Origin of the sequence: Vibrio sp. VGrn 2, assembly GCF_009361695.1 — a bacterium.
In the GTDB taxonomy this organism is placed as follows: Bacteria; Pseudomonadota; Gammaproteobacteria; order Enterobacterales; family Vibrionaceae; genus Vibrio; species Vibrio diabolicus.
Genome location: NZ_RBWD01000003.1, coordinates 250,141 through 275,197, shown reverse-complemented (window position 1 = coordinate 275,197; position 25,057 = coordinate 250,141). Strand labels below are relative to the sequence as shown.

Annotated in this window: 22 protein-coding genes; 9 read left to right on the top strand and 13 right to left on the bottom strand. The window is 44.8% G+C overall.

Annotation, left to right across the window (positions count from 1 at the left end; genetic code table 11):
* Positions 1-102 precede the first annotated feature (102 nt).
* The 3 genes from D8S93_RS07845 (at position 103) to D8S93_RS07835 (ending at position 1,989) form a co-directional block, all read left to right on the top strand.
* A complete protein-coding gene (locus tag D8S93_RS07845; RefSeq protein ID WP_152812682.1) occupies positions 103-1,020 on the top strand; it encodes an SPFH domain-containing protein in 918 nt (305 codons plus the stop codon).
* A gap of 3 nt (positions 1,021-1,023) precedes the next feature.
* Complete coding sequence (locus D8S93_RS07840) at positions 1,024-1,485, top strand: NfeD family protein (protein ID WP_012842052.1); 462 nt, start codon at positions 1,024-1,026, stop codon at positions 1,483-1,485.
* A 324-nt stretch (positions 1,486-1,809) separates the two neighbouring features.
* Positions 1,810-1,989, top strand: a complete 180-nt coding sequence (locus tag D8S93_RS07835) for a hypothetical protein (RefSeq protein ID WP_074191004.1) — start codon at positions 1,810-1,812, stop codon at positions 1,987-1,989.
* A gap of 338 nt (positions 1,990-2,327) precedes the next feature.
* Here D8S93_RS07835 and D8S93_RS07825 read toward each other — a convergent pair whose 3' ends face one another.
* The 3 genes from D8S93_RS07825 to zipA form a co-directional block, all read right to left on the bottom strand.
* A complete protein-coding gene (locus D8S93_RS07825; protein WP_006742721.1) occupies positions 2,328-3,737 on the bottom strand; it encodes a hypothetical protein in 1,410 nt (469 codons plus the stop codon).
* Positions 3,738-4,247: 510 nt separating this feature from the next.
* On the bottom strand, positions 4,248-6,260 hold the full coding sequence (ligA, locus tag D8S93_RS07820; protein WP_152812679.1) for an NAD-dependent DNA ligase LigA: 2,013 nt from the start codon (positions 6,258-6,260) through the stop codon (positions 4,248-4,250).
* Positions 6,261-6,350: 90 nt separating this feature from the next.
* On the bottom strand, positions 6,351-7,307 hold the full coding sequence (zipA, locus tag D8S93_RS07815) for a cell division protein ZipA (RefSeq protein WP_152812677.1): 957 nt from the start codon (positions 7,305-7,307) through the stop codon (positions 6,351-6,353).
* A 251-nt stretch (positions 7,308-7,558) separates the two neighbouring features.
* Here zipA and cysZ point away from each other — a divergent pair, with 251 nt between their 5' ends.
* From cysZ to crr, 5 genes are all read left to right on the top strand, one after another.
* On the top strand, positions 7,559-8,302 hold the full coding sequence (gene cysZ, locus D8S93_RS07810; RefSeq protein ID WP_134648072.1) for a sulfate transporter CysZ: 744 nt from the start codon (positions 7,559-7,561) through the stop codon (positions 8,300-8,302).
* A 164-nt stretch (positions 8,303-8,466) separates the two neighbouring features.
* Entirely contained in the window at positions 8,467-9,435 is a 969-nt protein-coding gene (cysK, locus tag D8S93_RS07805) for a cysteine synthase A (protein WP_047009545.1), read from the top strand.
* 300 nt (positions 9,436-9,735) lie between these two features.
* On the top strand, positions 9,736-9,993 hold the full coding sequence (locus D8S93_RS07795; RefSeq protein WP_005382043.1) for an HPr family phosphocarrier protein: 258 nt from the start codon (positions 9,736-9,738) through the stop codon (positions 9,991-9,993).
* A gap of 140 nt (positions 9,994-10,133) precedes the next feature.
* Positions 10,134-11,858, top strand: coding sequence for a phosphoenolpyruvate-protein phosphotransferase PtsI (gene ptsI, locus D8S93_RS07790; RefSeq protein WP_005393100.1), 1,725 nt, complete (start codon positions 10,134-10,136; stop codon positions 11,856-11,858).
* Positions 11,859-11,979: 121 nt separating this feature from the next.
* The gene (gene crr, locus D8S93_RS07785; RefSeq protein WP_005382041.1) at positions 11,980-12,489 is read left to right on the top strand and encodes a PTS glucose transporter subunit IIA; all 510 of its coding nucleotides are present in this window, start codon (positions 11,980-11,982) and stop codon (positions 12,487-12,489) included.
* A gap of 80 nt (positions 12,490-12,569) precedes the next feature.
* Here the strand turns inward: crr and D8S93_RS07780 are convergent, their stop codons facing one another.
* The 3 genes from D8S93_RS07780 to D8S93_RS07760 all read right to left on the bottom strand — a co-directional run bounded on the left by D8S93_RS07780 (position 12,570) and on the right by D8S93_RS07760 (position 16,606).
* A complete protein-coding gene (locus tag D8S93_RS07780) occupies positions 12,570-13,694 on the bottom strand; it encodes a flagellin (protein ID WP_152812675.1) in 1,125 nt (374 codons plus the stop codon).
* A gap of 117 nt (positions 13,695-13,811) precedes the next feature.
* Entirely contained in the window at positions 13,812-14,945 is a 1,134-nt protein-coding gene (locus D8S93_RS07775; protein WP_005393103.1) for a flagellin, read from the bottom strand.
* A gap of 506 nt (positions 14,946-15,451) precedes the next feature.
* On the bottom strand, positions 15,452-16,606 hold the full coding sequence (locus D8S93_RS07760) for a flagellin (RefSeq protein WP_006743025.1): 1,155 nt from the start codon (positions 16,604-16,606) through the stop codon (positions 15,452-15,454).
* 258 nt (positions 16,607-16,864) lie between these two features.
* Between D8S93_RS07760 and D8S93_RS24825 the strand changes: the two genes are divergently transcribed.
* Complete coding sequence (locus D8S93_RS24825; RefSeq protein WP_181869548.1) at positions 16,865-17,023, top strand: hypothetical protein; 159 nt, start codon at positions 16,865-16,867, stop codon at positions 17,021-17,023.
* A 6-nt stretch (positions 17,024-17,029) separates the two neighbouring features.
* On the opposite strand, the gene flgL is transcribed toward D8S93_RS24825, so the two are convergent.
* From flgL to flgF, 7 genes are all read right to left on the bottom strand, one after another.
* Positions 17,030-18,223, bottom strand: a complete 1,194-nt coding sequence (flgL, locus tag D8S93_RS07755) for a flagellar hook-associated protein FlgL (RefSeq protein WP_005393113.1) — start codon at positions 18,221-18,223, stop codon at positions 17,030-17,032.
* Positions 18,224-18,236: 13 nt separating this feature from the next.
* Positions 18,237-20,177, bottom strand: a complete 1,941-nt coding sequence (flgK, locus tag D8S93_RS07750) for a flagellar hook-associated protein FlgK (protein ID WP_152812673.1) — start codon at positions 20,175-20,177, stop codon at positions 18,237-18,239.
* Positions 20,178-20,368: 191 nt separating this feature from the next.
* Complete coding sequence (gene flgJ, locus D8S93_RS07745) at positions 20,369-21,295, bottom strand: flagellar assembly peptidoglycan hydrolase FlgJ (protein ID WP_114323790.1); 927 nt, start codon at positions 21,293-21,295, stop codon at positions 20,369-20,371.
* A 16-nt stretch (positions 21,296-21,311) separates the two neighbouring features.
* Positions 21,312-22,403: a flagellar basal body P-ring protein FlgI gene (locus D8S93_RS07740; RefSeq protein ID WP_145532375.1), complete on the bottom strand. Its 1,092-nt coding sequence runs from the start codon at positions 22,401-22,403 to the stop codon at positions 21,312-21,314.
* Positions 22,404-22,446: 43 nt separating this feature from the next.
* Positions 22,447-23,226 (bottom strand): flagellar basal body L-ring protein FlgH, encoded by a 780-nt coding sequence (gene flgH, locus D8S93_RS07735; RefSeq protein WP_006743029.1) that lies wholly within the window; start codon positions 23,224-23,226, stop codon positions 22,447-22,449.
* A gap of 30 nt (positions 23,227-23,256) precedes the next feature.
* Positions 23,257-24,045, bottom strand: a complete 789-nt coding sequence (flgG, locus tag D8S93_RS07730) for a flagellar basal-body rod protein FlgG (RefSeq protein ID WP_005382032.1) — start codon at positions 24,043-24,045, stop codon at positions 23,257-23,259.
* Between the two features lie 18 nt (positions 24,046-24,063).
* Positions 24,064-24,813, bottom strand: a complete 750-nt coding sequence (gene flgF / locus D8S93_RS07725; protein ID WP_005382031.1) for a flagellar basal-body rod protein FlgF — start codon at positions 24,811-24,813, stop codon at positions 24,064-24,066.
* Between the last annotated feature and the right edge of the window lie 244 nt (positions 24,814-25,057).

Genomic DNA, 25,057 nt, shown 5'->3' with positions numbered 1-25,057 from the left:
ATAAAAAACCAATAACCTCTTAAGGTTCTCAGAACTTCAATTGTCTATTGTCTATAAATAGGTAAAAATGAATCGGACATTATGCACTTAAGGGAATAACTCATGCCAATTGATTCACTGATTACCATCGGTATTTTCGTCGTTCTTGCTGTAGTTATCTTATCTTCAGCCATTAAGACGGTGCCACAAGGAAATAACTGGACAGTAGAACGCTTCGGACGCTACACCCATACGCTAAAACCCGGCTTAAACTTGATCATCCCATTTGTTGATAAGATAGGGCAAAAAGTCAACATGATGGAGCGCGTTCTTGATATTCCAGCGCAAGAAGTTATTTCAAAAGACAACGCTAACGTAGTTATAGATGCCGTCGGATTTGTTCAAGTCATCGATGCTGCCAAAGCCGCTTATGAAGTCAACGATTTGGAACATGCCATTAGAAATTTAACTCTCACCAATATCCGCACCGTTTTAGGCTCAATGGAGCTGGACGAAATGCTGAGTCAGCGTGACATGATCAACTCCAAGCTGCTGGCAATTGTTGACCAAGCCACCAACCCATGGGGTGTAAAAGTCACACGAATTGAAATAAAAGATGTCCAGCCACCATCCGATCTAACGGCGGCGATGAATGCTCAAATGAAAGCCGAGCGAAATAAACGAGCGGAGATTCTCGAAGCAGAAGGGGTACGCCAAGCTGAAATTTTAAAGGCTGAAGGTCATAAGCAATCGGAGATATTAAAAGCTGAGGGCGAAAAGCAGTCTGCTATTCTCCATGCTGAAGCTCGTGAACGCGCCGCGCAAGCAGAAGCAAAAGCGACTTATATGGTTTCTGAAGCGATTGCCAAAGGCGATATGCAAGCCGTCAATTACTTCGTTGCTCAGGGCTATACCGAAGCGATCAAAAGCATTGGTCAAGCCGAAAACGGCAAAATCATTATGCTTCCATTAGAAGCGACCGGACTAATGGGCTCGGTTGCAGGGATAGCAGAGATGTTTAAACAACAAGATAAAGAATAACTTATGGACTTTTTCAGTTTGCTGGAAGGCGTCTCTTTCTGGCATTGGCTAGCCTTCGGTTTTGCACTTCTAGCGGTAGAGCTACTTGGGACTGCGGGATATTTTCTCTGGCTCGGAGTTTCTGCACTTATCGTTGGGGCACTAATGACCGTTTTGCCAATGAGCTGGCAATTACAATGGCTTTGCTTTGCAAGTTTCAGCTTAATCACCACTTGGTTATGGTGGCGACGACAATGGTCTAAAGACAAGAAAGAAGACCAAGAAAGAGATCTGAACCAAAAGTATAAGCAGTTAATCGGACGCACACTTACCATTGAAGAGGACTTTTCTGTTGGGCTCAATCGTATCAAGGTTGCCGATACCACGTGGTCGGCACAGTCGGATCAAGCACTTCCAGCAGGAACGCGCGTTAAAATAAAAGATATCGATGGTATTATTTTAATCATTGAGCCTGATTCTAAGTAATTTATGCCAAAGTAATGGGGCAAACTATGCTCCATTACTTTAATCTAAACAACCGCTTTCATTTCATTGATCTAATTAAAATCGAACAAAAAATAAGTAGCAGAAATATTATTAATATCCTACCCTCTTCTTCCAATTATTTAATTCTTCATCATACGATAATCAATAAGATAGAAATATATCGATATAAATTATCTTTCTAAATTTATTTTAAAAAATAAAACTTTATTGAATTATTTTTTGATCTTTTTGCCCCCCCATACATACTTAACGCATAAGCATTTAAGTTGAATGCTTTTTATTTGGTAAGTAAGAGGATGTACTATGAAAAAACTTCTCTTTTTAATGTTATGCGGTATCTTTTCTTTTTCTTCCTTTGCCTACACCAACGGAAATGGTGGTACAACTAATTTAGGACCGATAGTCGAATGTAAATTGCCAAGTGGTGATGTCACTAATATTCCAAGTGAAATGTGTCGATTTAGAGGCGGAGAATGGAACTAATATAGAAGTCAGTAGTTAGTTCGATATAAGTAAACTATTGATACCTTACTTTTCAGTAAAGTCATTATTTACCCAAGCAAGTAGATATTCAATGTCTACATTAAGGTGATGATTATGAGATTTTTAGCTGGTCTATTGTTAGCATGTTTTGCCCTAGCTCCATTAACTACTCATGCCAATGGTGCTTCAGGTGGACGTACGCTAGCCCCAGAGATAAAGTGTGAGTTACCAAACGGTAACGTGCATATGTTACCGCCGTTATATTGCAAAATATATGATGGTCGAGAAGTAAAATAAAAAAGGAGCCTAGCGGCTCCTTTTTATCATCTCACTAAGTATTAGTGGAAGCTGTAAGGGATAAGAACTTGTAGACGTAGGTCTGTTTCATCCGCATCACCAGCACCAGCGTACTCATCGCGCTCTAGGATTGTACCGTGTAGACGGATCGTAGAACCTTTCAGTGCGCCACTCTGTAGAGAGTAAGATACTGTCGCGTTAACTGCGTATTCACTTTCGTAATCCCAGTCACCTGATGCACCGCTTGCTGCAGAATCAGCACCAGTACCGTAACCAAAGCCTAGGTAGTAGTTCCAGCCGTTACCTTGGTTGTAAGATAGACGGTTGTACCACGCTAGCTCACCCGCTTTGTTCCAGTCAGACAGTGCATCCCACCACTGAGACCAAGTACCGTTGTTCATACCGTAAGTATGAATTGTACGAGGAACGAAGTCAGCACGGTTGTCTGTGTCTGTGTAGCGTAGCTCAGACATCCAAGCTAGCTTGCCGAAAGATTGATTCAAAGATAGACCAGTGTGGAAACCTAGACCATCGTATTTCACATCATCGTCAACACCGTAGAAATCAAATGCTAGAGTTGTACGGTCACTCACAGTGTACTTCAAGTAAGCCTTGTAAGAAGTGTTGTCAGTTTCGTTGTGGTAGCTAGTTACTTGACCTGCACCCCAGTCGATACCATTTGCATATTGAACGCCAGTAGCTTGACCCAAACCAAGTTGCATAAACAAGCTGTCAGTTAGGTTACCGTTTAGGCCTAGAGAGTGTAGGTAGCTCCATGACGTGTCAGACCAAAGCGCTGGCGCGTAGTCATCTTCGTGAAGTAGCCAAGGTGCTGTAAATTGGTCTGCACCAAAGTAGCTTAGGTTGAAATCACCTAGTTTAGCGTTCAGTTCGAAACCACGGTAAGTACCAGGTACGAAACTCCAAACGTTACCAATAGTACCGTTACCACCCGCTTGTAGCATACCAAAGCGCGCGTTGAAGCTTTCGTTTGCTTTGAACTTCAGTGCTGCTTTGTAAACTTTAAGCTGTTGACCATCACCTGCACCCCAGTCTAGGTTGTTACAAGTTGAAATTTCATTACATAGGTAGCCTTCGTTTGAATTGTAAAGGCTATCGTTGTAAAGGTCGCCAGAATAGTAAGCCGCAACATCTGCACCAACCCAACCATCGTGGTAGCCAGAAGTAAAGTCTAAAATTGCGTTGTAAGAAGAGTAGTTTAGACGACTCCAACGGTCACCGTTTTCACCGCCAGGCTTACCTGTTGTACGAGTACGAGAACGAGTATCAACTAGAAATAATGCATTAAGACTAGAGTCTTGCATAAATTCGTTCACTTTCTCTACGTACTCGCCACCTGCTGCACTTTCAGTAGACGCTGTAGCTGGAGCAACAGCAACAACACCAAACATTGCTGCGGTTAACGCTGAAACCTTAAAAAATTTGTCCATGGAAAAACTCCTAAAAATGGATATAGCTGTATTTTTCTATCTCACCTTTAGTTGGCCGCCGAAGGAGAGAAGTAAATTCCTGATCAAACCTCATTATTTCTAATTTGGCTTTTTTTAGTTCCTGCATACACACCGTGTATCCACGTGATTAAGACTAACTTCGCAGCTAAAAACATCCAAACGGAACTTATTTTTTTTCTAAAAAAATATGAGCCAGTCCAAAGTTCCATATAAGTTGTTGATCCAGATCTTACTTTTAACAACACTAACACAAAAAGACAGTTAAACATTAAATATCAACAGCTTAAATCACACCCTAGAATTCCAACTTGAAGTCACTCGCAGACTAAAGAAGTAAAAAACCTTAATAATTCAATGGGAGATCTTGATCACTGAAAAGATAAAAAGCACAAATAACTCAATAAAAAAGCACTTAATTATGATCAAGAAAAAGCCCCACATGCTTACCATGTGGGGCTTTTAGTTATTTTTTAGCTTTTTTGATGAGACTTAATTCATCAACTCGAGTAAGTCTTGTTCTGTTTTGATCTCGATACCCAGTTCTTGTGCCTTTGCCAACTTCGAACCTGCATTTTCACCAGCAAACAAAATATCCGTTTTCTTAGAAACACTACCTGTCACTTTTGCACCTAGTGATTGAAGGGCTTCTTTAGCCTCTGTGCGACCTAATTGAGAAAGTGTTCCTGTCAATACAACTGTCTTACCTTCTAACGGTAGCTCTCCTACCTGCTCAGTAGTATTAATCTCTGGCCAGTGGATCCCTTGTTCAAGCAAATCTTTAACCACTGCTTGGTTCTGCTCTTCACTGAAGAAAGTCGTAATATGTTGAGCAACCACAGCACCGATGTCTTGCACTTCAATTAACTGCTCTTCGTTAGCATTTTGGATGGCTTCCAACGTTTTAAAGTGCATTGCTAGGTTTGCGGCGGTTGCCTCGCCAACTTCACGAATCCCCAGCGAATACAAAAAGCGAGGTAACGTTGTTTCTTTGGATTTTTCTAACGCATTCACAATATTCTGCGCAGACTTTGGCCCCATGCGATCTAATATCGTTAAAATCCCCGCAGATAACTTAAATAAGTCAGCAGGAGTTTTTACCATCTCACGATCAACAAGTTGCTCGATCACTTTATCGCCTAGACCGTCAACGTCTAACGCTTTGCGAGACACAAAGTGTTTTAGCGCTTGTTTACGTTGGGCTTGGCAAACTAAGCCACCCGTGCAACGTGTTACCGCCTCTCCTTCGATCCGCTCAACATGCGAGCCACAAACCGGACACTGAGTTGGAAAAATAATATCTCGCGCTGTTTCTGGTCGACGCTCTTTGATGACAGAAACGACTTGAGGAATAACGTCACCCGCTCGACGAATCACAACGTGATCACCGATCTTAACTTGCAGACGTTCTATCTCATCTGCGTTATGAAGCGTCGCATTACTTACCGTTACCCCGCCAACAAATACAGGCTCTAGTTTAGCAACAGGTGTAATCGCACCAGTACGACCAACTTGGAATTCCACCTCATTCAACGTCGTCATTTCTTCCTGAGCCGGGAATTTGTAGGCAATCGCCCAACGTGGAGCGCGAGCAACAAATCCAAGACGCTCTTGCACGGCAATATCGTCAATTTTAATGACGACACCATCGATCTCATAAGGAAGGGCATCACGACGCTGCAAGATATCTTGGTAGTAAGCTTTTACATCCGCCAAGCTTTCAACTCGCTTGGTCTCCGGGCACATTGGTAATCCCCAAGATTTAATTTGCAAGAAGCGTTCGTAGTGACTTGCCGCCAATTCAGCGCCTTGCACCACGCCCACACTGTATGCATAGAAGCTAAGCGGACGAGAAGCCGTAATGCGTGAATCCAATTGTCGTAAGCTACCTGCCGCAGCATTACGTGGATTAACAAAGATTTTCTCGCCTTTCTTCCTTGCTAATTCATTGAGCTTTTCAAACCCAGCTTTCGGCATAAAGACTTCACCACGAACTTCAAGACGATTTGGCCAGTCATTACCCCTGAGTTTTAAAGGAATGGCTTTAATCGTACGTACATTTTCTGTGATGTTCTCGCCAGTAGTGCCATCGCCTCGTGTTGCCGCCTGAACTAACACACCGTTCTCATACAGTAAACTAACTGCGAGTCCATCCAGTTTCGGCTCACAACAGTATTCTTTCACACTCTGACTGCCCACCCGCTCTTGTGCTCGCTTATGGAAACTATCAAGTTCGCTGTCATCAAACGCATTATCAAGCGAAAGCATCGGTACTTCATGTGTCACTTGGCTAAACGCAGAGAGAGGTTGTCCACCGACACGTTGACTTGGTGAATCTACGGTAATTAAATCAGGGTTCTCAGCTTCAATATCCAGGAGCTCTCGCATTAAGCGGTCGTACTCGGCATCAGGGATCTCTGGGTTATCTTCCACGTAGTAACGCACAGCGTGGTAATGCAACGACTCTTTTAGTTCTTCTAATCGCTGAAGTACTGATTCAGACATAGTAAAGCCCCGTGTATTTTCAATCGGTGAGGTTGGGAAATCCAAGAAAAAGGGCTCCATCCGGAGCCCTATTATTATTTGCTGTTAAGATTATGCGTTAGCGGCATTAAACTCAACTATTTGACGTCGATAAGACGCTAAACGATCTGGCGTCATTAAGTTACGCTGGTCATCAAGAACGTTGCCACCTAAATCATCAGCAATTTGCTGCGCAGTTCGGAGCATTAAGTTGAAGTTCTGTTCAGCCTCGCCATAACAAGGCAATGTCATGAAGAATGAAATACCCTTCGTTGTAAACTCAGCAGGATCAGCATGCTCAAACGTACCAGGGTGCATCATATTAGCGACGCTAAACAGCACTTTGCCGTTACCGGACAAGTCGACATGACGGTGGAAAATATCCATCTCGCCGTAAATTAAGCCGTTTTGTTGCATACTTTCAAATAAAGCAGTACCAACAAATGGCTCTTCACCCGCGCAGTGCACATTCAATACAATCACTTGCATTTCAGGTTCTGGCTTTGGCTCTTCCTTAGGCTCTGCAACTACAGGCTCACTAACCGTTTCGACTTGCTGTTCTTTCTCAGCAATATCAAACGCGGCGGGAATAGCTTCTTCTTCCACAGCAGGCTGGAGTGGCTCTTCAACTACTGGTGCTTGAACAACAGGCTCAACGTCCTCTTCTTTATCTTTTTCTGCAACAAATGAAGGGATGTCATCTGGCTCCTGCTGCGTCTGTTTTACTTCAGATGGACCACCGAATAACGGGTCAGATTCAAACTTGTTGTCGAAAGAACTCGCCATCCCAAAATCTGGCTCTTTGCGATCTTTACGAATGATCTCAAAGTCATCTTCAGGAGCGGGAGCGAAGTCTCGTTCTTTCTCGACAAGATCATTTTTGTCTTCTTGGTCAACATCCAGCTTACCAAGTGGCTTGTTACCAAACTTTGCTTTGCCTTCTTTTTTACTGCTCCATAAACCATGAAACAGTAATGCCGCGATGGCTAATGCGCCAACAACAATGAGTACGAATCGCAATTCCTGCATTATTTACTCTCAATATACTTGTTTTTACTACTCGCAGTTCCTTGAGCAGCAACCCAAGTGCAATAAATCTGAATGATACGTTTACTTTACCAAAACTATATGTAGATTTAGAACAACTTAATGCAAGAAGTTCCGTTTTTTGTTGTGATTCTTGCCACGATTCCACTTAACAAGACGTCATTTGTCAGGGCATTGAAAGAAAAGTCCTCACAGGTACAATGAGTTTTCATTTACACGAAGCCAAAATAGACATGAAGCAAAACAATCAGCAGAGAACCGGATTCGGTTATTTTCTATACGGGATACAATTGGCACTTGCCCCTAAAATCAGACGCTTTGTCATCTTACCTCTACTTGCAAATATCTTGCTTGTGGGTGGTGCCATCTTCTATCTATTTTCAAACCTTAATATATGGATCGAAGACTGGATTGGGCAGCTGCCTGAGTTTTTATCCTGGTTAACTTACATTCTTTGGCCTTTACTCGCTCTGACAATACTCGCTACCTTCTCCTATTTTTTCAGCACACTCGCGAACTTTATCGCCGCGCCATTCAATGGCCTCTTAGCTGAAAAAGTGGAAGAGTACTTAACGGGACAAAAAGTAAATGATGATGGTTTCACTGCCGTCCTGAAAGATATTCCTCGCGTTTTAGCTCGTGAGTGGAGAAAGCTGCTTTACATCTTACCTAAAGCAATAGGCCTATTCCTGTTATTGCTCATCCCTGCCCTTGGACAAACAGTAGGCCCATTTTTATGGTTTATCTTTACCGCCTGGATGCTCGCGATTCAATATTGTGACTACCCGTTTGATAACCATAAAATCCCATTTAACGACATGCGTTACAAATTGAAACAAAAGCAAGGTAAGGCCTATGGCTTTGGGGTATTGGTGTCTGTGTTTACGACGATCCCAATTTTGAACCTCATTGTCATGCCTGTAGCAATATGTGGTGCAACCGCTATGTGGGTCGCGGAGTTTAAGCACCAACGATAGTCGACTAGAGATTAAGGAAAGGGATCAGCGCCAGCTTTTCCCTTTTCTTTTATCAAGTTCTGGGCCAACCTAATAAGATATAACTTTTTAATCCTTTTCCCTTTTTTTCATACCGCATATTCTTCTATCCATATTCACACAACGTGTAATGAAGGAACATCACTATGAGCAAAATCTACGAAGATAACTCTCTTACTATTGGTAATACACCTCTCGTTCGTCTAAACAAAGTAAGCAACGGCAAAGTTCTTGCGAAAATTGAAGCGCGTAACCCTAGCTTCAGTGTTAAGTGCCGTATCGGTGCAAACATGATTTGGGAAGCAGAGAAAGCGGGGCTTCTTAAGCCAGGTGTAGAGCTTGTAGAACCTACCAGTGGTAACACAGGTGTTGCTCTAGCATTCGTAGCGGCCGCTCGCGGTTACAAGCTAACATTGACCATGCCTGAATCAATGAGCCTAGAACGCCGTAAGCTACTTAAAGCACTGGGCGCTAACCTTGAGCTGACTGAAGCGGCGAAAGGCATGAAAGGGGCGATTGCTAAAGCAGAAGAAATCGTAGCAAGCAACCCTGAGAAATACCTACTTCTTCAACAATTTGACAACCCTGCGAACCCAGAGATCCACGAAAAGACTACGGGCCCTGAGATTTGGGAAGCGACAGACGGTGAAATCGACGTATTCGTTGCTGGTGTCGGTACGGGCGGTACTATCACAGGTACAAGCCGTTACATCAAAGGTGAAAAAGGCAAAGCCATCACTTCTGTCGCAGTTGAGCCAGCAGAGTCTCCAGTTATTGCACAAGCACTTGCTGGAGAAGAAATCCAACCTGCTCCGCACAAAATCCAAGGTATCGGTGCTGGTTTTATCCCAGGTAACCTCGATTTAGACATTATTGACCGTGTTGAGCAAGTCACCTCAGAAGAAGCGATTGAGATGGCTCGTCGCCTAATGGAAGAAGAGGGTATCCTAGCTGGCATCTCATCTGGCGCGGCTGTTGTTGCAGCTAACCGACTTGCAGAACTACCTGAATTTGAAGGAAAAACAATTGTAACCGTTCTACCAAGTTCAGGTGAGCGTTACCTAAGTACAGCACTCTTTGCAGGTATCTTTACCGAAAAAGAGAACCAACAATAATATGTGTTCAAATCAATTTTTAGTTTAAAAAAGCCCCGTTTAGGGGCTTTTTTGTTGATCCCTGCCCTACCTTTGGTAATATCAGGGTGTTTTATTTCTAGCTTCAAAATAAAGAAGCAGAACACAAAAAGGTTTCAAAGTGATTACGCACGCAAACAGTTGCGTAGTTACCAAACTTTTGACTAGTATCAGAACTGACGCGCTTTGAACTCTTCCCGTGCTAGCGCACAAGATGTAAAGCAGTTAAGCTAAAATCTAGTCACAAACTAACAAAAAAATACATTTATTGGGGTATATCACATGTACGAGAAGCAAGTAGAAATCACAGCAGAAAACGGCCTTCACACTCGTCCAGCTGCACAGTTTGTTAAAGAAGCAAAAGCATTCGACGCAGACATCACTGTGACTTCTAACGGTAAAAGCGCTAGCGCTAAGAGCCTATTCAAACTACAAACACTAGGCCTAGTAAAAGGTACTCAAGTAACTATTTCTGCTGAAGGCCCACAAGCTCAGCAAGCAGTTGACCACCTAGTTGCTCTAATGGACCAACTACACTAATCCGGTCTCCTACTCCAGAAGCCATTTTGTGAAAGCAAAATGGCTTCGTTGGAAATAGGCTCAAAACTAAGCTAAAACTATTCGTTAGCGCACCCATTATTCTCCCGTTTTATAAAGTTGACCAAACTTAAGGTAAGGCTATGATTTCAGGCATCCTAGCATCTCCTGGTATTGCAATCGGTAAAGCACTACTACTTCAAGAAGATGAAATTGTCCTAAACACAAACACTATTTCTGACGATCAAGTAGAAGCTGAAGTTCAGCGTTTCTTCGACGCTCGTAACAAATCTGCAGCTCAGCTAGAAACTATCAAGCAAAAAGCGCTTGAAACGTTTGGTGAAGAAAAAGAAGCGATCTTTGAAGGTCACATCATGCTTCTTGAAGACGAAGAGCTAGAAGAAGAGATCCTAGCACTTATCAAAAACGACAAGATGACTGCGGATCACGCTATCCACTCAGTTATCGAAGAGCAAGCATGTGCTCTTGAGTCACTAGATGACGAATACCTAAAAGAACGTGCAACTGACATCCGCGATATCGGTTCTCGTTTTGTGAAAAACGCACTGGGTATCAACATTGTTTCGCTTAGCGACATCAATGAAGAAGTTATCCTAGTTGCTTACGACCTAACGCCATCTGAAACGGCACAAATTAACCTAGACTACGTACTTGGTTTTGCTTGTGATATCGGCGGTCGTACATCTCACACTTCAATCATGGCTCGCTCTCTTGAGCTTCCAGCTATCGTTGGTACTAACGACATCACGAAAAAAGTTAAGAATGGCGATATGCTGATTCTTGACGCGATGAACAACAAGATTGTTGTTAACCCATCAGAAGCTGAACTAGAAGAAGCGAAAGCGGTTAAAGCGGCATTCCTAGCTGAAAAAGAAGAGCTAGCGAAACTGAAAGACCTGCACGCAGAAACGACTGACGGTCACCGTGTAGAAGTTTGCGGTAACATCGGTACAGTGAAAGACTGTGACGGTATCCTCCGTAACGGCGGTGAAGGTGTTGGTCTGTACCGTACTGAATTCCTATTTATGGACCGTACTGCGCTACCAACTGAAGAAGAACAGTACCAAGCGTACAAAGAAGTTGCAGAAGCAATGAACGGTCAAGCTGTGATCATCCGTACAATGGATATCGGCGGCGATAAAGATCTCCCATACATGGATCTTCCAAAAGAGATGAACCCATTCCTAGGCTGGCGTGCTGTACGTATCAGTCTGGATCGTCGTGAAATCCTTCGTGATCAGCTACGTGGCATCCTACGTGCGTCTGCACACGGTAAACTGCGTATCATGTTCCCAATGATCATCTCTGTTGAAGAAATCCGTGAGCTTAAGAAAGCGATCGAAGAGTACAAAGAAGAGCTACGCGCTGAAGGCCACGCGTTCGACGAAAACATCGAAATCGGTGTTATGGTTGAAACTCCTGCTGCTGCTGCGATCGCACACCACTTAGCGAAGGAAGTGTCTTTCTTCTCTATCGGTACAAACGACCTAACCCAGTACACGCTAGCGGTAGACCGTGGTAACGAGATGATCTCTCATCTTTACAACCCACTATCACCAGCAGTACTAACCGTGATCAAGCAAGTTATCGACGCTTCTCACGCAGAAGGTAAATGGACTGGTATGTGTGGTGAACTTGCAGGTGACGAGCGTGCAACGCTTCTACTTCTAGGTATGGGTCTGGACGAGTTCTCAATGAGCGGCATTTCAATCCCTAAAGTGAAGAAAGTAGTTCGTAACTCTAACTTCGCAGAAGTGAAAGCAATGGCGGAAGAAGCCCTTTCTCTACCAACAGCTGCAGAAATCGAAGCAGTGGTAGAAAAGTTTATTGCTGAGAAAGCTCAGTAATCGGTAGTACCAAGTAATTCAATACTTAATGGCCATTAGACGGCGAAAAAAGTCGTCTAATGCGCTATATTGGTATACTATAATTCGACAGAATAAAACCAAACCTTAGGAGCATGACACAATGGGTCTGTTTGACAAACTTAAGAAGCTTGTATCTGATGACAGCGCTGACGCTGGTGCTATCGAAATCATCGCGCCACTTTCTGGTGAGATTGTAAACATCGAAGACGTGCCAGATGTTGTTTTCGCTGAGAAAATCGTTGGTGACGGTATTGCTATCAAGCCAGCAGGCAACAAAATGGTAGCTCCTGTAAACGGTACTATCGGTAAGATCTTCGAAACTAACCACGCATTCTCTATCGAGTCTGATGACGGTGTTGAGCTTTTCGTTCACTTCGGTATCGACACAGTTGAACTAAAAGGTGAAGGCTTCACGCGTATCGCTGAAGAAGGTCAAACTGTTAAAGCTGGCGACACTGTAATTGAATTCGATCTAGCTCTTCTAGAAGAGAAAGCGAAGTCAACGCTAACTCCAGTTGTTATCTCTAACATGGACGAAATCAAAGAGCTAAACAAGCTTTCTGGTTCTGTGACTGTTGGTGAAACTCCAGTTCTACGTGTAACTAAGTAATTTTTACTTAGCCGAACACGAAAAAACGCTGCCATTGGCAGCGTTTTTTATTACCTGAAGTTTATACTTTCTTACCGGATTCAACTGAGTAGACCAAGTGCCGAACTCGGCCTTTGTTTTGCCTGAGCCAATAACGCAGTTGTCGCATCTTGGAGCACTTGAGAACGCACCATTTCCGTAGATTCTCTTGCGAAGTCTGTATCTCTTATTCGACTCTTGGACTCTGTAACACTCCGATTCACAGTATTTAAGTTATCCATCGAGCCGTTTACACGGTTCTGAAAGCTGCCAATTTCACTTCGGTGCGAATCAACGTACTTAATTGCTGCATCAATCACCCCAACTGAAAGCTGAGCCTTACCTGCCGTCGACATATCAATGTCATCCATTGTGACTAATTGACCAGCGCTCACATCAAGCTCATCCGCTAAACTCCCTTCGAGAACCACACCCTCTGGCGCCTTCATCGTAGAAGCGAAGAATTGCAGTTCGTTGTTTTCCGTTACTGAGGCACTCACTACCGATTGTTGGGCATTGATGTAAGTGGCGACCTGTTCTACGCGATCACCCAATTTGAGCCCAATGGATTCCGTTTGGGTTTGCCCTTTACTGTCTTGGTATTCGACTTTGAGGGTTTGGTTACCTTGAGTGACTCGCCAATCTTTATCGACCGCATCACCAACATAATGCTTCCCTCCCATCTGTGGGATATGGCTACGCATATTACGTAACGTCAAAGAGATTGAGTTAGCGTTCGCTCCAATATGGAAACTTTGTGAACCGTAAGATCCATCAAACAGGTTTTTATCCGCAAATGTTGTCGTGATCGCGACACGATCAAGCTCATCCTGCAGCGCTACGACCTCGTATTGGATGCTTTGTCGGTCACTGGTATCGTTACTACCATTTGCCGCTTGAAGCCCTAGAGAGCGTAACCGTTGCAAAATATCACTGCTCTCATGTAACGCGCCTTCCGCGGTTTGCGCGACCGAATAAGCATCGTGCGCATTTCTTAAGGCGACATCAAGCCCTCTCGTTTGCACATGGAGAGTATTCGATATCTGTAAACCTGCCGCATCATCACTCGCCGAGTTAATTCGAAAACCAGAAGTGAGGTTCCGTTGTGACTCGACGTTTTGCGCTGCCGCTTGACTCAGGTGTCTCTGCGCCACCATCGCGGCAACATTGGTATTTAAAGAGACCATCTAATCGATATGAGTGCCTTGTCGAACATCCTGTTGGGACGCATCTAAATCGTTATAGCCGATAAGCAAAAAAGCCAGGGATGAGCCTGGCTTTTGTATCTTGTCTTATTAAGGTGATTAACCTAACAGACTTAGCGCTGAGTTTGGCGCTTGTTTCGCTTGCGCAAGGATTGAGCTTGACGCTTGCGATAGAATTTGTGACTTGGTCATTTGAGTCGTTTCTTTCGCGAAATCTGTATCTTTGATACGACTCTTCGACGCATTCACGTTCTCGTTGATGTTGTCCAAGTTGCTGATTGCATGGTTGAAACGGTTCTGGAATGCACCCAGCTCTGCGCGGTGGCTGTCGACGTATTTCAGTGCCGCATCGATTATAGCCACAGATTCTTGTGCGCCACCAACTGAGGTTACGTCGATAGTATCTACCGTTACTTTTTTACCTTCGCCTAAACCTAGTTCACCAGATAGGCCGCCTGAAAACTCGACTTCGCCTTCGACTTTGTTGTTGCCAGCAAAGATTTGCAGTTTACCGTCTTGGTCTACTGAGGCTTTCACTAGGTCAGTTTGACCGTTAATGTAAGTCGCAAGCTCTTCGATATCGTCACCTGCTTTTGCGCTGATGTTGATTTCTTGCTCTTGGCCGTAGCTGTCCGTTAGGTTGATTTTTAGGTCGTTCTTACCTTCAGCAACGTTCCAGTCTTTACCTTTACCACTTTCAGCTTGGTAGCTCACACCGCCCATCATTTTGTTGTCTGAACGCATGTCTTTTAGCTCAAGCATCACTGCTTCACCGTTATCCGCACCGATTTGGAACGATTTCGCGCCGTGTGTGCCGTTTAGTAGCTTGTTACCACCGAAAGAAGTGGTTTCTGCGATACGGTTTAGTTCGTCATTTAGCGCGGTCACTTCTTCTTGAATCGCCACACGCTCTGATTTCGAGTTTGAGCCGTTTGCTGATTGTAGAGACAAGTCACGCATACGTTGAAGAATGTTAGTGGTCTCGTTCATTGCACCTTCAGCGGTTTGTGCAATTGAGATACCGTCGTTCGCGTTGCGAACCGCCACATCCAAACCACGGCTTTGTACGTTCAAACGGTTCGAGATTTGTAGACCCGCAGCGTCATCTTTTGCGCTGTTGATTTTGAAACCCGAAGACAAACGCTCCATAGAAGTTTGTTGAGCTGAGTTTGCGTTGTTTAGGTAACGCTGAGCGGTCATCGCTGATACGTTAGTGTTTACATTCACTGCCATGGTGATTTCTCCAATTGATTTTCCGGTATAGCGGTTTCCGACGTCTCGGAAAACCAAGTAGTTCTCTCAAAGTTACCCCTATTAACGACACCAAATTCAGAAGCTTTAGAAAAAAATTTAAAAAAATAACATTGCGAGATTTGGCTAAAAAAATTGAAGAAAAGTAAGAAAAAGTGCTCAAGTTTCCACAAATCGAGCCGAGAGGGCCAAATTGTATAGAAAATCAGCAAAAGGAAACAATTGAAGGTAAGTTCGCAGACGATAGACGTGAGAATTAGAAAAGAAAAAGCCCCTTTTCCTTTGAGAGAACTGGGGCTAGGTTGGTCGCCAGAGCCTATGTGGAGATCAAGAGAAATGAACACATTTCCGGCATACCGAGTGCAACTTTACATTGAAAATGATTGGCAGGTGAGAGATGAGAGAGCCGCTCATTCTATTATAAAGTTGCTTGCCAAAAGCCTGCATTCCCATCCACGTCTGAATGTATTGAGTACAGGCTAAGTAAACTACTGCAATAGCGACATTGCAGAGTTTGGCAACTGTTTCGCTTGAGCAAGAATCGATGTACCTGCTTGTTGCAAAATTTGTGCTTTGGTCATTTGCGTGGTTTCTTTCGCAAAGTCCGTGTCTTTAATTCGGCTGTTCGACGCGTCAACGTTTTCTTGGATGTTTGCCAAGTTGTTGATGCTGTGACTCAGACGGTTTTGCTTCGCACCCAGATCCGCACGTTGTGAATCCACGTATTTCAGTGCCGAATCCAGCACAGAGATAGCGTTTTGAGAACCTTGTACGGTTGTCATATCAATATCTTGTACTGATGTTCTAAGAGGTTCATCGCTCAAACCAAGCTCAGACGCCAATCCACCCGAAATTGAAATTTCACCCTGAACGTTTGGATGTGCAACAAAAACTTGTAACTTGCCATCTTCACTTACAGACGCGTTGATCATATCAGACTGACCATTAATGTACGTTGCAAGCTCTTCGATGTCGTCACCTGCTTTTGCATTAATGTTGATTTCTAGATCATCGACATTGCCGTCTTCGTCTTCACCCATACCTGGCAAAGTGATTTTTAGATCCGATTTAGCTGGGTCAACGCCCCAATCTTTATCTTTACCGTTTTCCGATAAGAAGGTCACACCGCCCATGCGAGTATCGTCCGCACGAATGCTGGTTAGCCCCATAATCATTGCTTCACCTGAGCTCGCACCAATCTGGAATGCCGCTTCACCGAATGAGCCGTTCAATAGACGACGGCCACCGAATGACGTGGTTTCTGCGATACGGTTTAGCTCGTCAATCAATGCCATTGACTCTTCGTTGATCGCCTGACGCTCAGCCGGAGAGTTAGTACCGTTCGATGATTGAATAGCAAGGTCACGCATACGTTGCATGACAGATGTTGCCTCATTCATCGCACCTTCAGCGGTTTGTGCAATCGAGATACCATCGTTCGCGTTACGCATTGCGACATCTAGACCACGAGACTGTGCAGTTAAGCGGTTAGAGATCTGTAGACCTGCCGCATCATCTTTTGCACTGTTAATCTTATGTCCTGAAGATAAGCGCTCCATCGACGTGTTTAATTCGTCAGTCGCTTTGTTTAGGTAACGCTGCGCGGTCATCGCGGAGACGTTAGTACTAACTGTTACAGCCATTTTGCTCTCCTTTTGAGTTCGCAAGCTTTTGCGAAGCGGCCAGCTTTACTCTCATTTGGATAAGCACTGACCGTAAAAATTACTTGCTAAATCTGCCTTAAACGCAGGGTTTAGAATCTCTAAATCTGTTCTGATATTTTCAATACAATTTGTGTGCCAACTTATAAAATTTATTTCACCGCTCTTAAAAGGAGCACATAAACAATAAGTTAGCGTTATCACTAAACCATTTCCGGATAATGAGGCTCATCTTGCTTCATGGATATTGACCGCTACTTTGTTGCCGCCCGACTTGCCTCTCGCGTCATTGCCGCTTTGGGTAAAATCGTGCCGCATAGCCTGACTCTTAATTTACGTCGATTTATCGCACTTAAGGCTTTGCACATAAGGCATCAAAAATCAGACAGTGTGTCTTAAATCAGACTAAATATAGTTAAACAGAGTTAGATCTTTGGTCTTACCGAATGCTTGTTGCGATGCCTGTAACGCTCGCGAGTTTTCACTGAACTCGATAACGGCTTTAGAGTAATCCAAATCCTCAAAGTTGCTCTTCGCTTTCGCCAGAGACAAATTAAAGTCTTCGTGGTTTTGCTCTTGGATATCGAGCGTGCTCAATCGAGCGCCAGCATCAGTACGCGCTTTATTCAAATGGATAAAAGCAGCGTGAAATTCTTCTGTCATTTGGTGCAATTTGGCGGTCGCCGACGTATCCGACACCGATTTATCTGACCACGCCATTGCATCCTTGAAGGTATCGAAAATGCTGAACTCTGCCCGCTTTTCAATCTCGATGCTGTCGCCAGGCGTAATTTGACCTTTTACGTGCACTTTCAGGCCTTTGTACTCAATGCCTTTTTCTGGAGAAAACTCATCGGCATCCACGACTTTACCGTTACGCTCTAGTTGGTAACCAAATTTGCCGTTGTTCATATCGACAAATGTCACGCGATACGCCGCATCATCCTTCGTATCAACGTTAGTGGCTCTGTTTAATAGCAACTCAGAACCGTTTTGTAGATCGTAATTCGGCTGATAATCGCCAAATGGGTTTGGTATCTCCATAAACAGCTTGCTGCCAGGATCGTTCATTGGCATCTCAAGCATGCTGGAGACTTTCATTTTGCGCTGGTAATCGTCTCCAGCGTATTGCACGCTACCGTCTTTATCGCGATAGAATGGTTGGCTTTTTGGCTTAGTGCCCGCAAACACGTAGTTACCAGATTCATCTTGCGAGTTCACTAAGTTAAGGAAGTTGTTCGCAATCTCTTCTAACTCACGCTTCTTTGCTTGTCGGTCTTCCGCAGAAAAGGCACCGTTAATCATCTCCATCGTTAAGCGCTTCGACTCGTCGGCAAAATTCTCCGCATTGGCGATATTAACTTCGTGGTTTTCTAGACGATTACGCACCAACACTATCGAGCTAAGATATTGTTGTAGCTGTTCTTGTTGCTGACTAATATTTTGAATGTAATGCGACGCAAGGGGATCATCGCTAGGTTTCAGTAACTTTTTCCCTGAAGCTAGTTGCTCTTGGTTATGGTGAACCTTATTCTCTTGACGACGCAAATCATTTTGTACGGACTGATAGTTGTGGAAACTAGAAATTCGGGTTAGCACTTATCTCTTCTCCTTACCTCAGTTGTAAAATGGTATTGAAGGTATCATTCGCCGCTTGCATCACACGTGATGAAGCCATGTACGCTTGTTGAAACTTCATCATGTTGGCCGCTTCTTCATCGAGGTTAACGCCAGAGATAGAAGCAACGCGCTCTTGTGCCGCTTCATGCTCTAAGCGAGCGACAGAGGCTAATCGGTTTGCTGTAGAAGATTTCAATCCGACTTCGGTATTGAGGTTGTGATAAACATCAATCAAAGTACTGGATTTTCCGTCCATCATCTTGTCTGTTTGGATCTTCTGCATTTTTCTCAAGTTGCCATTACCACCTTCCGAAGGCACCAAGTTCGCGGTGAACTTGTCATTCATCAGCGCACCTTCGCTCAGCTCAAATACAGTCGCATCGCCATTTTTATACAGCGGATGACTTTTCGGCACTGAGATTTCAATCATCGGGTTATCTTTGTCTAGCGGGTATGAGTATTTGTCCGATAGCAAATTGCCTTTGTTGTCCGTGATCTTTAACCACGGCTTATCATGTTTCTCGTCAGCTGGTTGTACGGTGACCTCAAACTCTTTGACATCCCCCGCCTCACGAATTTTGAACTTGGCGTTACCTTGAGCAAAAGTGGTTGAAGCTTCATAACTTTGCGCGGCAATGGCTTTCGCATCATTGGTTTCCATCTTGATGATGGCTGCGCCACTTCGTGTTGGGCGCAACAATACGCGCTCACCAGCGGCAAGACCTTCACCAATTTGCACTTTCATACCATCTAGAACAAACGAAGAATCCGATTGATCAATGTTCAACGACATTTGCTCACCTTTCGGTGTTGTCACGCTATACTGGTCGCCATCATAACGTAGCGAATATTCACCACCTTTGATCGCTGAGATATCATCAATGTAAACCGCAACATCAGCTTGAGAGTCAGGCGCAGCAAAAACTCGAGATTTTGCCACCAGCTCAGAGTTCACGTCGGTAAATACGTCTTTACCTATCTTACCGTTAAGATCCAGACCTTGAGATTGCAGCTGATTAATTTTGTAGGAAAATCCCGTCGCTAAGCGGCCCATTTCATCCTGAAGTTGCGGAATGTGTTTATCGCGCATTTCAAGCAAGGCACCGATTTTGCCATCCATGTCGTCAGACTTGATCGCTTTAATGCCATCTCCTTCCACCATCGCTAATCGTCTTTGGTGAACATCAGGATAGCCGTCAATCATTTTGAGCTGGCTTGCTTCCGTGCCCGAAACTAGCGTGTGTCCATTGCCAATGTGAACATTAAACCCTTCCGCATTTTTGCGTGGGGTTACGGTAACTTTGGTGTACTCAGATAACTCAGTAACCAGCTTTTCATGCTGGTCCATCAAATCATTATGTGGACCGGGTGTGCGCATCATTAACCGATGCACATCGCGGATTTCCAACGCAAGTTGGTTCACGCGTTCAATGCCCATATCCAATTTTTTATTGGTCACATCAGATTGCAATCGCACGGTTTCATGGAAGTCATTTAATGTATCAGAGAAGATTTTCGCCTTTTCCAATACCACTTTCCGTGCCCCCAAATCGTTCGGGGTATCTGCCATGGTTTTGATCGCATCGAACCACTCGTTCAAGTTCTCTGGGATTTTCTTCGATGCAACTGAGCTCAACATGCTAGAGAGCATATCAAGATTGTCTTGGGTATCCGTTTTGTTGGCATTGTTGGTTGACGACAAGTTCAGTTCATTCACGGCAAACTGATCCCACGAGCGGCGAACATTTTCCACATGCACACCCATGCCGTAGGTAGAACCACCAAACATGCGCGGATCATTCGTACCTTGGATAACAGACTGGCGGCTATAACCCTCTGTATTAACATTAGAAATGTTATGACCAGTGGTGTTTAATTGTCTCTGAGCAGTAAGCACACTTTGAGTACCTACATTCAGAAGATCTGACGCCATACATGCCCCCAAAAACGAAATAAAATCGGCAAAACCGATCACCTAGACACATCAAAGCAAAAGGTGTGCCAAACAAAAGAGAGGTAAAGCAAAAGGTGTGCCAAATAAAAGAGAGGTGTGAATGTTCAGAAAAAGTAAAGGCTTGCACTGTGGCAAGCCTTCGAAAACAACATGAACTGGCGAAGAGTAAATTACATACTTTCGATTTTCTGCTTCACCTGCAGGACTTTGTCTGCGTAATTCGGATCGGTCGCGTAACCCGCGCTGTGAATGCCGCGAATGAAGGACTCTGAATTCCCTCGCTGTTGCAATGCTGTCTCGTAACGTGGGTTGTCATTTAAAAAGCGCACAAAGTCATTAAAGCTGTCTTCGTAATTTGAGTAGGCGCGAAACGCTGCCGTCTCTTTCACTGGCGTATTATCGTGGAACTCTAGCGTTTGAGTCGTCACTTTGTCACCCAGCCAGCTTCGATCTGCTTTGATGTTAAATAAGTTGTTGCTGCTGCCACGCGCGTTCTTCACTACCTTTTGTCCCCACCCGGTTTCCAAAGCCGCTTGCGCAAGTAGCAGAGATGGCTCGACACCTAGGGCTTTCGCGGCTTTCTCCGCGTATGGCTTCATCGAGTTAACAAAAGATTCTGGCGAATCGAATCGAGTTGGTTCATTGCTTGGTCGAGATAGCTGACCAGATTCAATCAAGCGCTGTTCAATCTCACGCGCTTTTTTCGGGTCAACACGACGATATTCCACGGCATTATTTGCCGCATCACGCATTGCCGTTTCACTCTTGTCGTTACCTTGCCCAGCCGTTAATTGCTTAACAATCATATCGGCCAAGCCCATTGAACCAGACGAACTGAGCTCGCTCGCCATCTGCTCATCCAGCATTTGTCGATAGAACTTCTCGTTCTGGCTGTTCATCATGTTGGACTCAAAGCCCTCATTGGCTTCTCGCATGGATTTCAACATCATGGAGGTGAAAATAGATTCGAACTGACGAGCCGCTGCACGCAATGCTTCTTGCTCGCCATCTTTACCTTCCTTCACTGCTTTTTGACGCAAGGTATCCAGCGAACTGATGTCATGAATAAAACCAATGTCGTTAGGATTGTTCATTATACCTACCTCCTAACCATTAAATGATGATCAACTGGCCTTCAATGGCACCAGCTTGTTTCAATGCTTGCAAGATAGCCATCAAATCCGACGGCGCTGCGCCGACTTGATTCACTGCACGGACCAAATCATCCAACGTTAAGCCTGGCTCAAACTTAAACATCTTGCCCTGCTCTTCGCTAACTTCGATATCCGAGTCTGGCACGACAACGGTTTGCCCACCAGAAAAGCCGTTAGGTTGGCTAACATTCAGGTTTTCTTTGATCGCAACCGTCATGCCACCATGCGTTACCGCAGCAGGTTTGAGACGAACATGTTTACCAACTACGATGGTACCCGTGCGAGAGTTAACGATGATTTTGGCTGCGCCATCTGCTGGGTCGAATTCTAGGTTTTCAATTGCCGATAAGAACGCCACACGCTGGCTGACATCACGAGGGGCACGTACACGTACCGACGTCGCGTCTACCGCGCTCGCCATTTGTGGGCCAAGGAAGTTGTTTACCGCATCCGCCATACGTTGAGCCGTTGTGAAGTCTGACTCAAGCAAGTTGAACGTGATGTAATCGCCACGACCAAATGGGTTTGGAATTTCTCGCTCTACTGTCGCACCACTAGAGATAAGACCAACGGTTGGATTGTTACCTACGATTTTTGAACCGTCAGCACCTTCAGCACTGAAGCCGCTCACCACTAAGTTACCTTGAGCAACCGCGTAAACTTGACCATCGAGACCTTTGAGGAACGTTTGCAGTAGCGTACCACCACGCAAACTTTTGGCACTTCCGATGGAAGAGACTGTCACGTCTACTTGCTGACCCGGTTTAGAGAAAGGCGGCAACTCTGCCGTTACCATGACTGCAGCAACGTTTTTAATTTTTGGCTTTGTGCCCGGCGGCATCTGAATGCCGAAGTTTTGCAGCATAGCGGCGAAACTTTGCTCCGTAAACGGGTTCGCTTCGCCTGTGCCAGGTAAGCCTGAAACCAAACCATAACCCACGAGTTGGTTGCTTCGTACACCTGCCACTTGCGCGACGTCTTTGATACGTGCAGCTTGGGCAGCGGTAGCAAACAGAGCAACGCTCATCAGTATTAAAAGGAGTTTTTTCATGCTTACTTATCTCTTGCAGTCAAATTGCCGTCAGCACGGCGTGTTATAGCGCTACATTAAAGAATCGTGCCAAGAAACCCGGCTCTTGCATATCTTGTTGTACACCGGTGCCAGAGTACTGAATTCTTGCGTTAGAAACGCGGTTTGATGCAATAGTATTATCGAAACTAATGTCATCCGGACGAATAGTGCCGCTTAAACGTATGTACTCATCACCCGTATTAAGCGTCATCCATTTTTCTCCACGGATAACGAGGTTGCCATTTGCCAGAACTTCAATCACCTCAACAGTAATGTAACCACTGATGCTGTTGCTCTGCTTTGCAGAAGAGTCACCTGCAAATGAGTTTGAGTTATTTAAGTCATAAGAGAAATTGTATTTGCCACCAATTTGCAGCTCTTCTCCGCCCACTTGAAGCGGGTCCATTTGCGCTTCATTGGTTTTCGATAAATCGGCATTGGCGCTTTTCGTGGCGCTGGTAGTCTCATCCAGTGTCACGGTAATAATGTCGCCAATACCACGTGGCTTGGAATCGTCGTAAAGATCGGTAATGTGCTCGGCGCTAAACAGTGAACCTGTTGCAGCAGCATAATGCTCAGGTTTCTTTTTCGGATGAATAGGAGCCCATGCAGGATCACCCGCAACCGGATCGCTTCTGCCACGCAGTGTATCCACGATACCGCTGCTCTCTTCTTTCGATTTATCGCCTTCTACCGCGTCAACCACCGTCGTTGCTTGTGTCACTTCATCCGTTTCAATCGGCTCTAACATGGCACAACCCGACATCGTGGCAATCAAAGCAAGTAGACAAATACGTTTCATCGTGAGCTCCTCAATTCTTGCTCTTAACCGTTATAACTGCTGGTTAACGAAGCTCATCATCTTATCGACTGACGAGATCACTTTTGAGTTCATTTCGTAAACGCGCTGGGCTTCGATCATGTTGACCAACTCCTCCGTTACATTCACGTTAGACGCTTCCAGCATGGATTGACGGATTTCACCCAAACCGTCCAAACCAGGAACACCTTCTTGTGGATCGCCACTGGCACCCGTTGGTAAGTAAAGGTTCTGGCCAATTGGCTCTAGGCCACCTGGGTTAACAAAGTCTGTAATGGTTAGCTGACCAACGACTTGGTTATCTTGCTGACCACGGACGCGAACCGATACTTCACCATCCGTACCGACAGTAATAGAAATCGCATCTTCTGGAATCACAATTTCAGGTTCTACAGGGTAGCCAGAACCCGACGTGACCAACGTGCCTTCACCATTTAACGTGAACTGACCGTTACGGGTGTAACCGATGTTGCCATCCGGCAACGTCACTTGGAAGAAGCCGTCGCCTTCAACCATCATGTCCAGTGCGTTGGTCGTTGTCTGCGCATTACCATGCGTGTGCACTTTTTGCGTCGCAACCACTTTAGAACCCGCACCTAGCATCAAGCCACTCGGAAGCTCAGTGTTCTGAGATGATTGGCCGCCAGGCTGGTTGATGTTCTGATAGAACAAATCTTCGAATACCGCACGGCTCTTTTTGTAGCCCACAGTAGAGGCGTTCGCCAAGTTGTTCGAAATCGTGGCAATGTTGGTTTGTTGGGCGTCTAGACCTGTTTTACTTACCCATAGTGCTGGATGCATAGTGAACCTCTAACTCTGTTAACTCATACGAAGCAGTGAATCTGAAGATTTATCCATCTCTTCAGCAGTGCTCATCATCTTGACTTGCATTTCAAACTGACGCTGTAAGTCAATCAATGCGGTCATTTCACCTACGGCATTCACGTTACTGCCTTCAATCGCTCCTGTCTGGAGGCTAACAGTCGCGTCTGCTTCGTAAGGTTGGTTTGGAGTTTTATGGCGAAATAAGCCATTGGTGTCTTTAAATAAGCTTTGATCATTAGGCTTAACAAGCTTGATGCGATCAACCGCTTGGAATTCTTCTGCCGGGGCACCCTGAGGAAGCACAGAGATGGTGCCATCTCGACCGATTTCAATTTTGGAGAGAGGAATAGGCAAAGTAATCGGCGCATCATTTTCACCTAGCACCAAATGGCCACTTGCGTTAGTAAGCATGCCATTTTGATCGACTTTTAGGTTACCGTTACGGGTCAACCCTTCTTTACCCGTGTGATCGAGTACCGATATCCAGCCGCTGCCTTCAATCGTCACATCCAGATCACGCCCTGTTGTAATCACGCTACCTTGAGCAAAGTTATGCCCTGGACGCTCTGTCATGCTGAACACACGTGAAGGATGGCCTTCACCATAAGCCTGCATTGAGCGAGCCTGTGCTAAATCCGCACGAAACCCTGTCGTGCTTACGTTAGCCAAGTTATTAGCACGCAATTGTAGTGCCTGCATATTTTGCTTGGCCCCACTCATTGCGAGAAACAGTGCGCGATCCATAAATTACTCCAAAAACTTCTCTGTACACGGAGTAAAAGCAATAGTTATGCCAAAATAAAATGAGCTTATTTATCAAATATTTAAATAAGAAACAAAAGATTAAGAGGGGTTTCAGTGGCAGAAAACTGCAACAAGGGGCAAGGTTTTGATCCACATGGCGGCAACGGCGGCAAATCAAAGATCAAAGCATGCTTAACCTGAACTGAGGTATTTTCAGGCTAAGCATCAGATGAATGTCATGATG

Excerpts from the sequence above, each read along its gene's own strand:
- crr (WP_005382041.1), top strand. The coding sequence starts at position 11,980 with ATGGGTCTGTTTGACAAACTTAAGAAGCTTGTATCTGATGACAGCGCT.
- D8S93_RS07835 (WP_074191004.1), top strand. The coding sequence starts at position 1,810 with ATGAAAAAACTTCTCTTTTTAATGTTATGCGGTATCTTTTCTTTTTCT.
- cysZ (WP_134648072.1), top strand. The coding sequence starts at position 7,559 with ATGAAGCAAAACAATCAGCAGAGAACCGGATTCGGTTATTTTCTATAC.
- ligA (WP_152812679.1), bottom strand. The coding sequence starts at position 6,260 with ATGTCTGAATCAGTACTTCAGCGATTAGAAGAACTAAAAGAGTCGTTG.
- D8S93_RS07760 (WP_006743025.1), bottom strand. The coding sequence starts at position 16,606 with ATGGCTGTAACAGTTAGTACTAACGTCTCCGCGATGACCGCGCAGCGT.
- cysK (WP_047009545.1), top strand. The coding sequence starts at position 8,467 with ATGAGCAAAATCTACGAAGATAACTCTCTTACTATTGGTAATACACCT.
- zipA (WP_152812677.1), bottom strand. The coding sequence starts at position 7,307 with ATGCAGGAATTGCGATTCGTACTCATTGTTGTTGGCGCATTAGCCATC.
- flgF (WP_005382031.1), bottom strand. The coding sequence starts at position 24,813 with ATGGATCGCGCACTGTTTCTCGCAATGAGTGGGGCCAAGCAAAATATG.
- flgK (WP_152812673.1), bottom strand. The coding sequence starts at position 20,177 with ATGGCGTCAGATCTTCTGAATGTAGGTACTCAAAGTGTGCTTACTGCT.
- D8S93_RS07740 (WP_145532375.1), bottom strand. The coding sequence starts at position 22,403 with ATGAAAAAACTCCTTTTAATACTGATGAGCGTTGCTCTGTTTGCTACC.
- D8S93_RS07775 (WP_005393103.1), bottom strand. The coding sequence starts at position 14,945 with ATGGCAGTGAATGTAAACACTAACGTATCAGCGATGACCGCTCAGCGT.
- D8S93_RS07825 (WP_006742721.1), bottom strand. The coding sequence starts at position 3,737 with ATGGACAAATTTTTTAAGGTTTCAGCGTTAACCGCAGCAATGTTTGGT.
- D8S93_RS07845 (WP_152812682.1), top strand. The coding sequence starts at position 103 with ATGCCAATTGATTCACTGATTACCATCGGTATTTTCGTCGTTCTTGCT.
- D8S93_RS24825 (WP_181869548.1), top strand. The coding sequence starts at position 16,865 with ATGGATATTGACCGCTACTTTGTTGCCGCCCGACTTGCCTCTCGCGTC.
- flgG (WP_005382032.1), bottom strand. The coding sequence starts at position 24,045 with ATGCATCCAGCACTATGGGTAAGTAAAACAGGTCTAGACGCCCAACAA.
- flgH (WP_006743029.1), bottom strand. The coding sequence starts at position 23,226 with ATGAAACGTATTTGTCTACTTGCTTTGATTGCCACGATGTCGGGTTGT.
- D8S93_RS07780 (WP_152812675.1), bottom strand. The coding sequence starts at position 13,694 with ATGGTCTCTTTAAATACCAATGTTGCCGCGATGGTGGCGCAGAGACAC.
- D8S93_RS07840 (WP_012842052.1), top strand. The coding sequence starts at position 1,024 with ATGGACTTTTTCAGTTTGCTGGAAGGCGTCTCTTTCTGGCATTGGCTA.
- ptsI (WP_005393100.1), top strand. The coding sequence starts at position 10,134 with ATGATTTCAGGCATCCTAGCATCTCCTGGTATTGCAATCGGTAAAGCA.
- D8S93_RS07795 (WP_005382043.1), top strand. The coding sequence starts at position 9,736 with ATGTACGAGAAGCAAGTAGAAATCACAGCAGAAAACGGCCTTCACACT.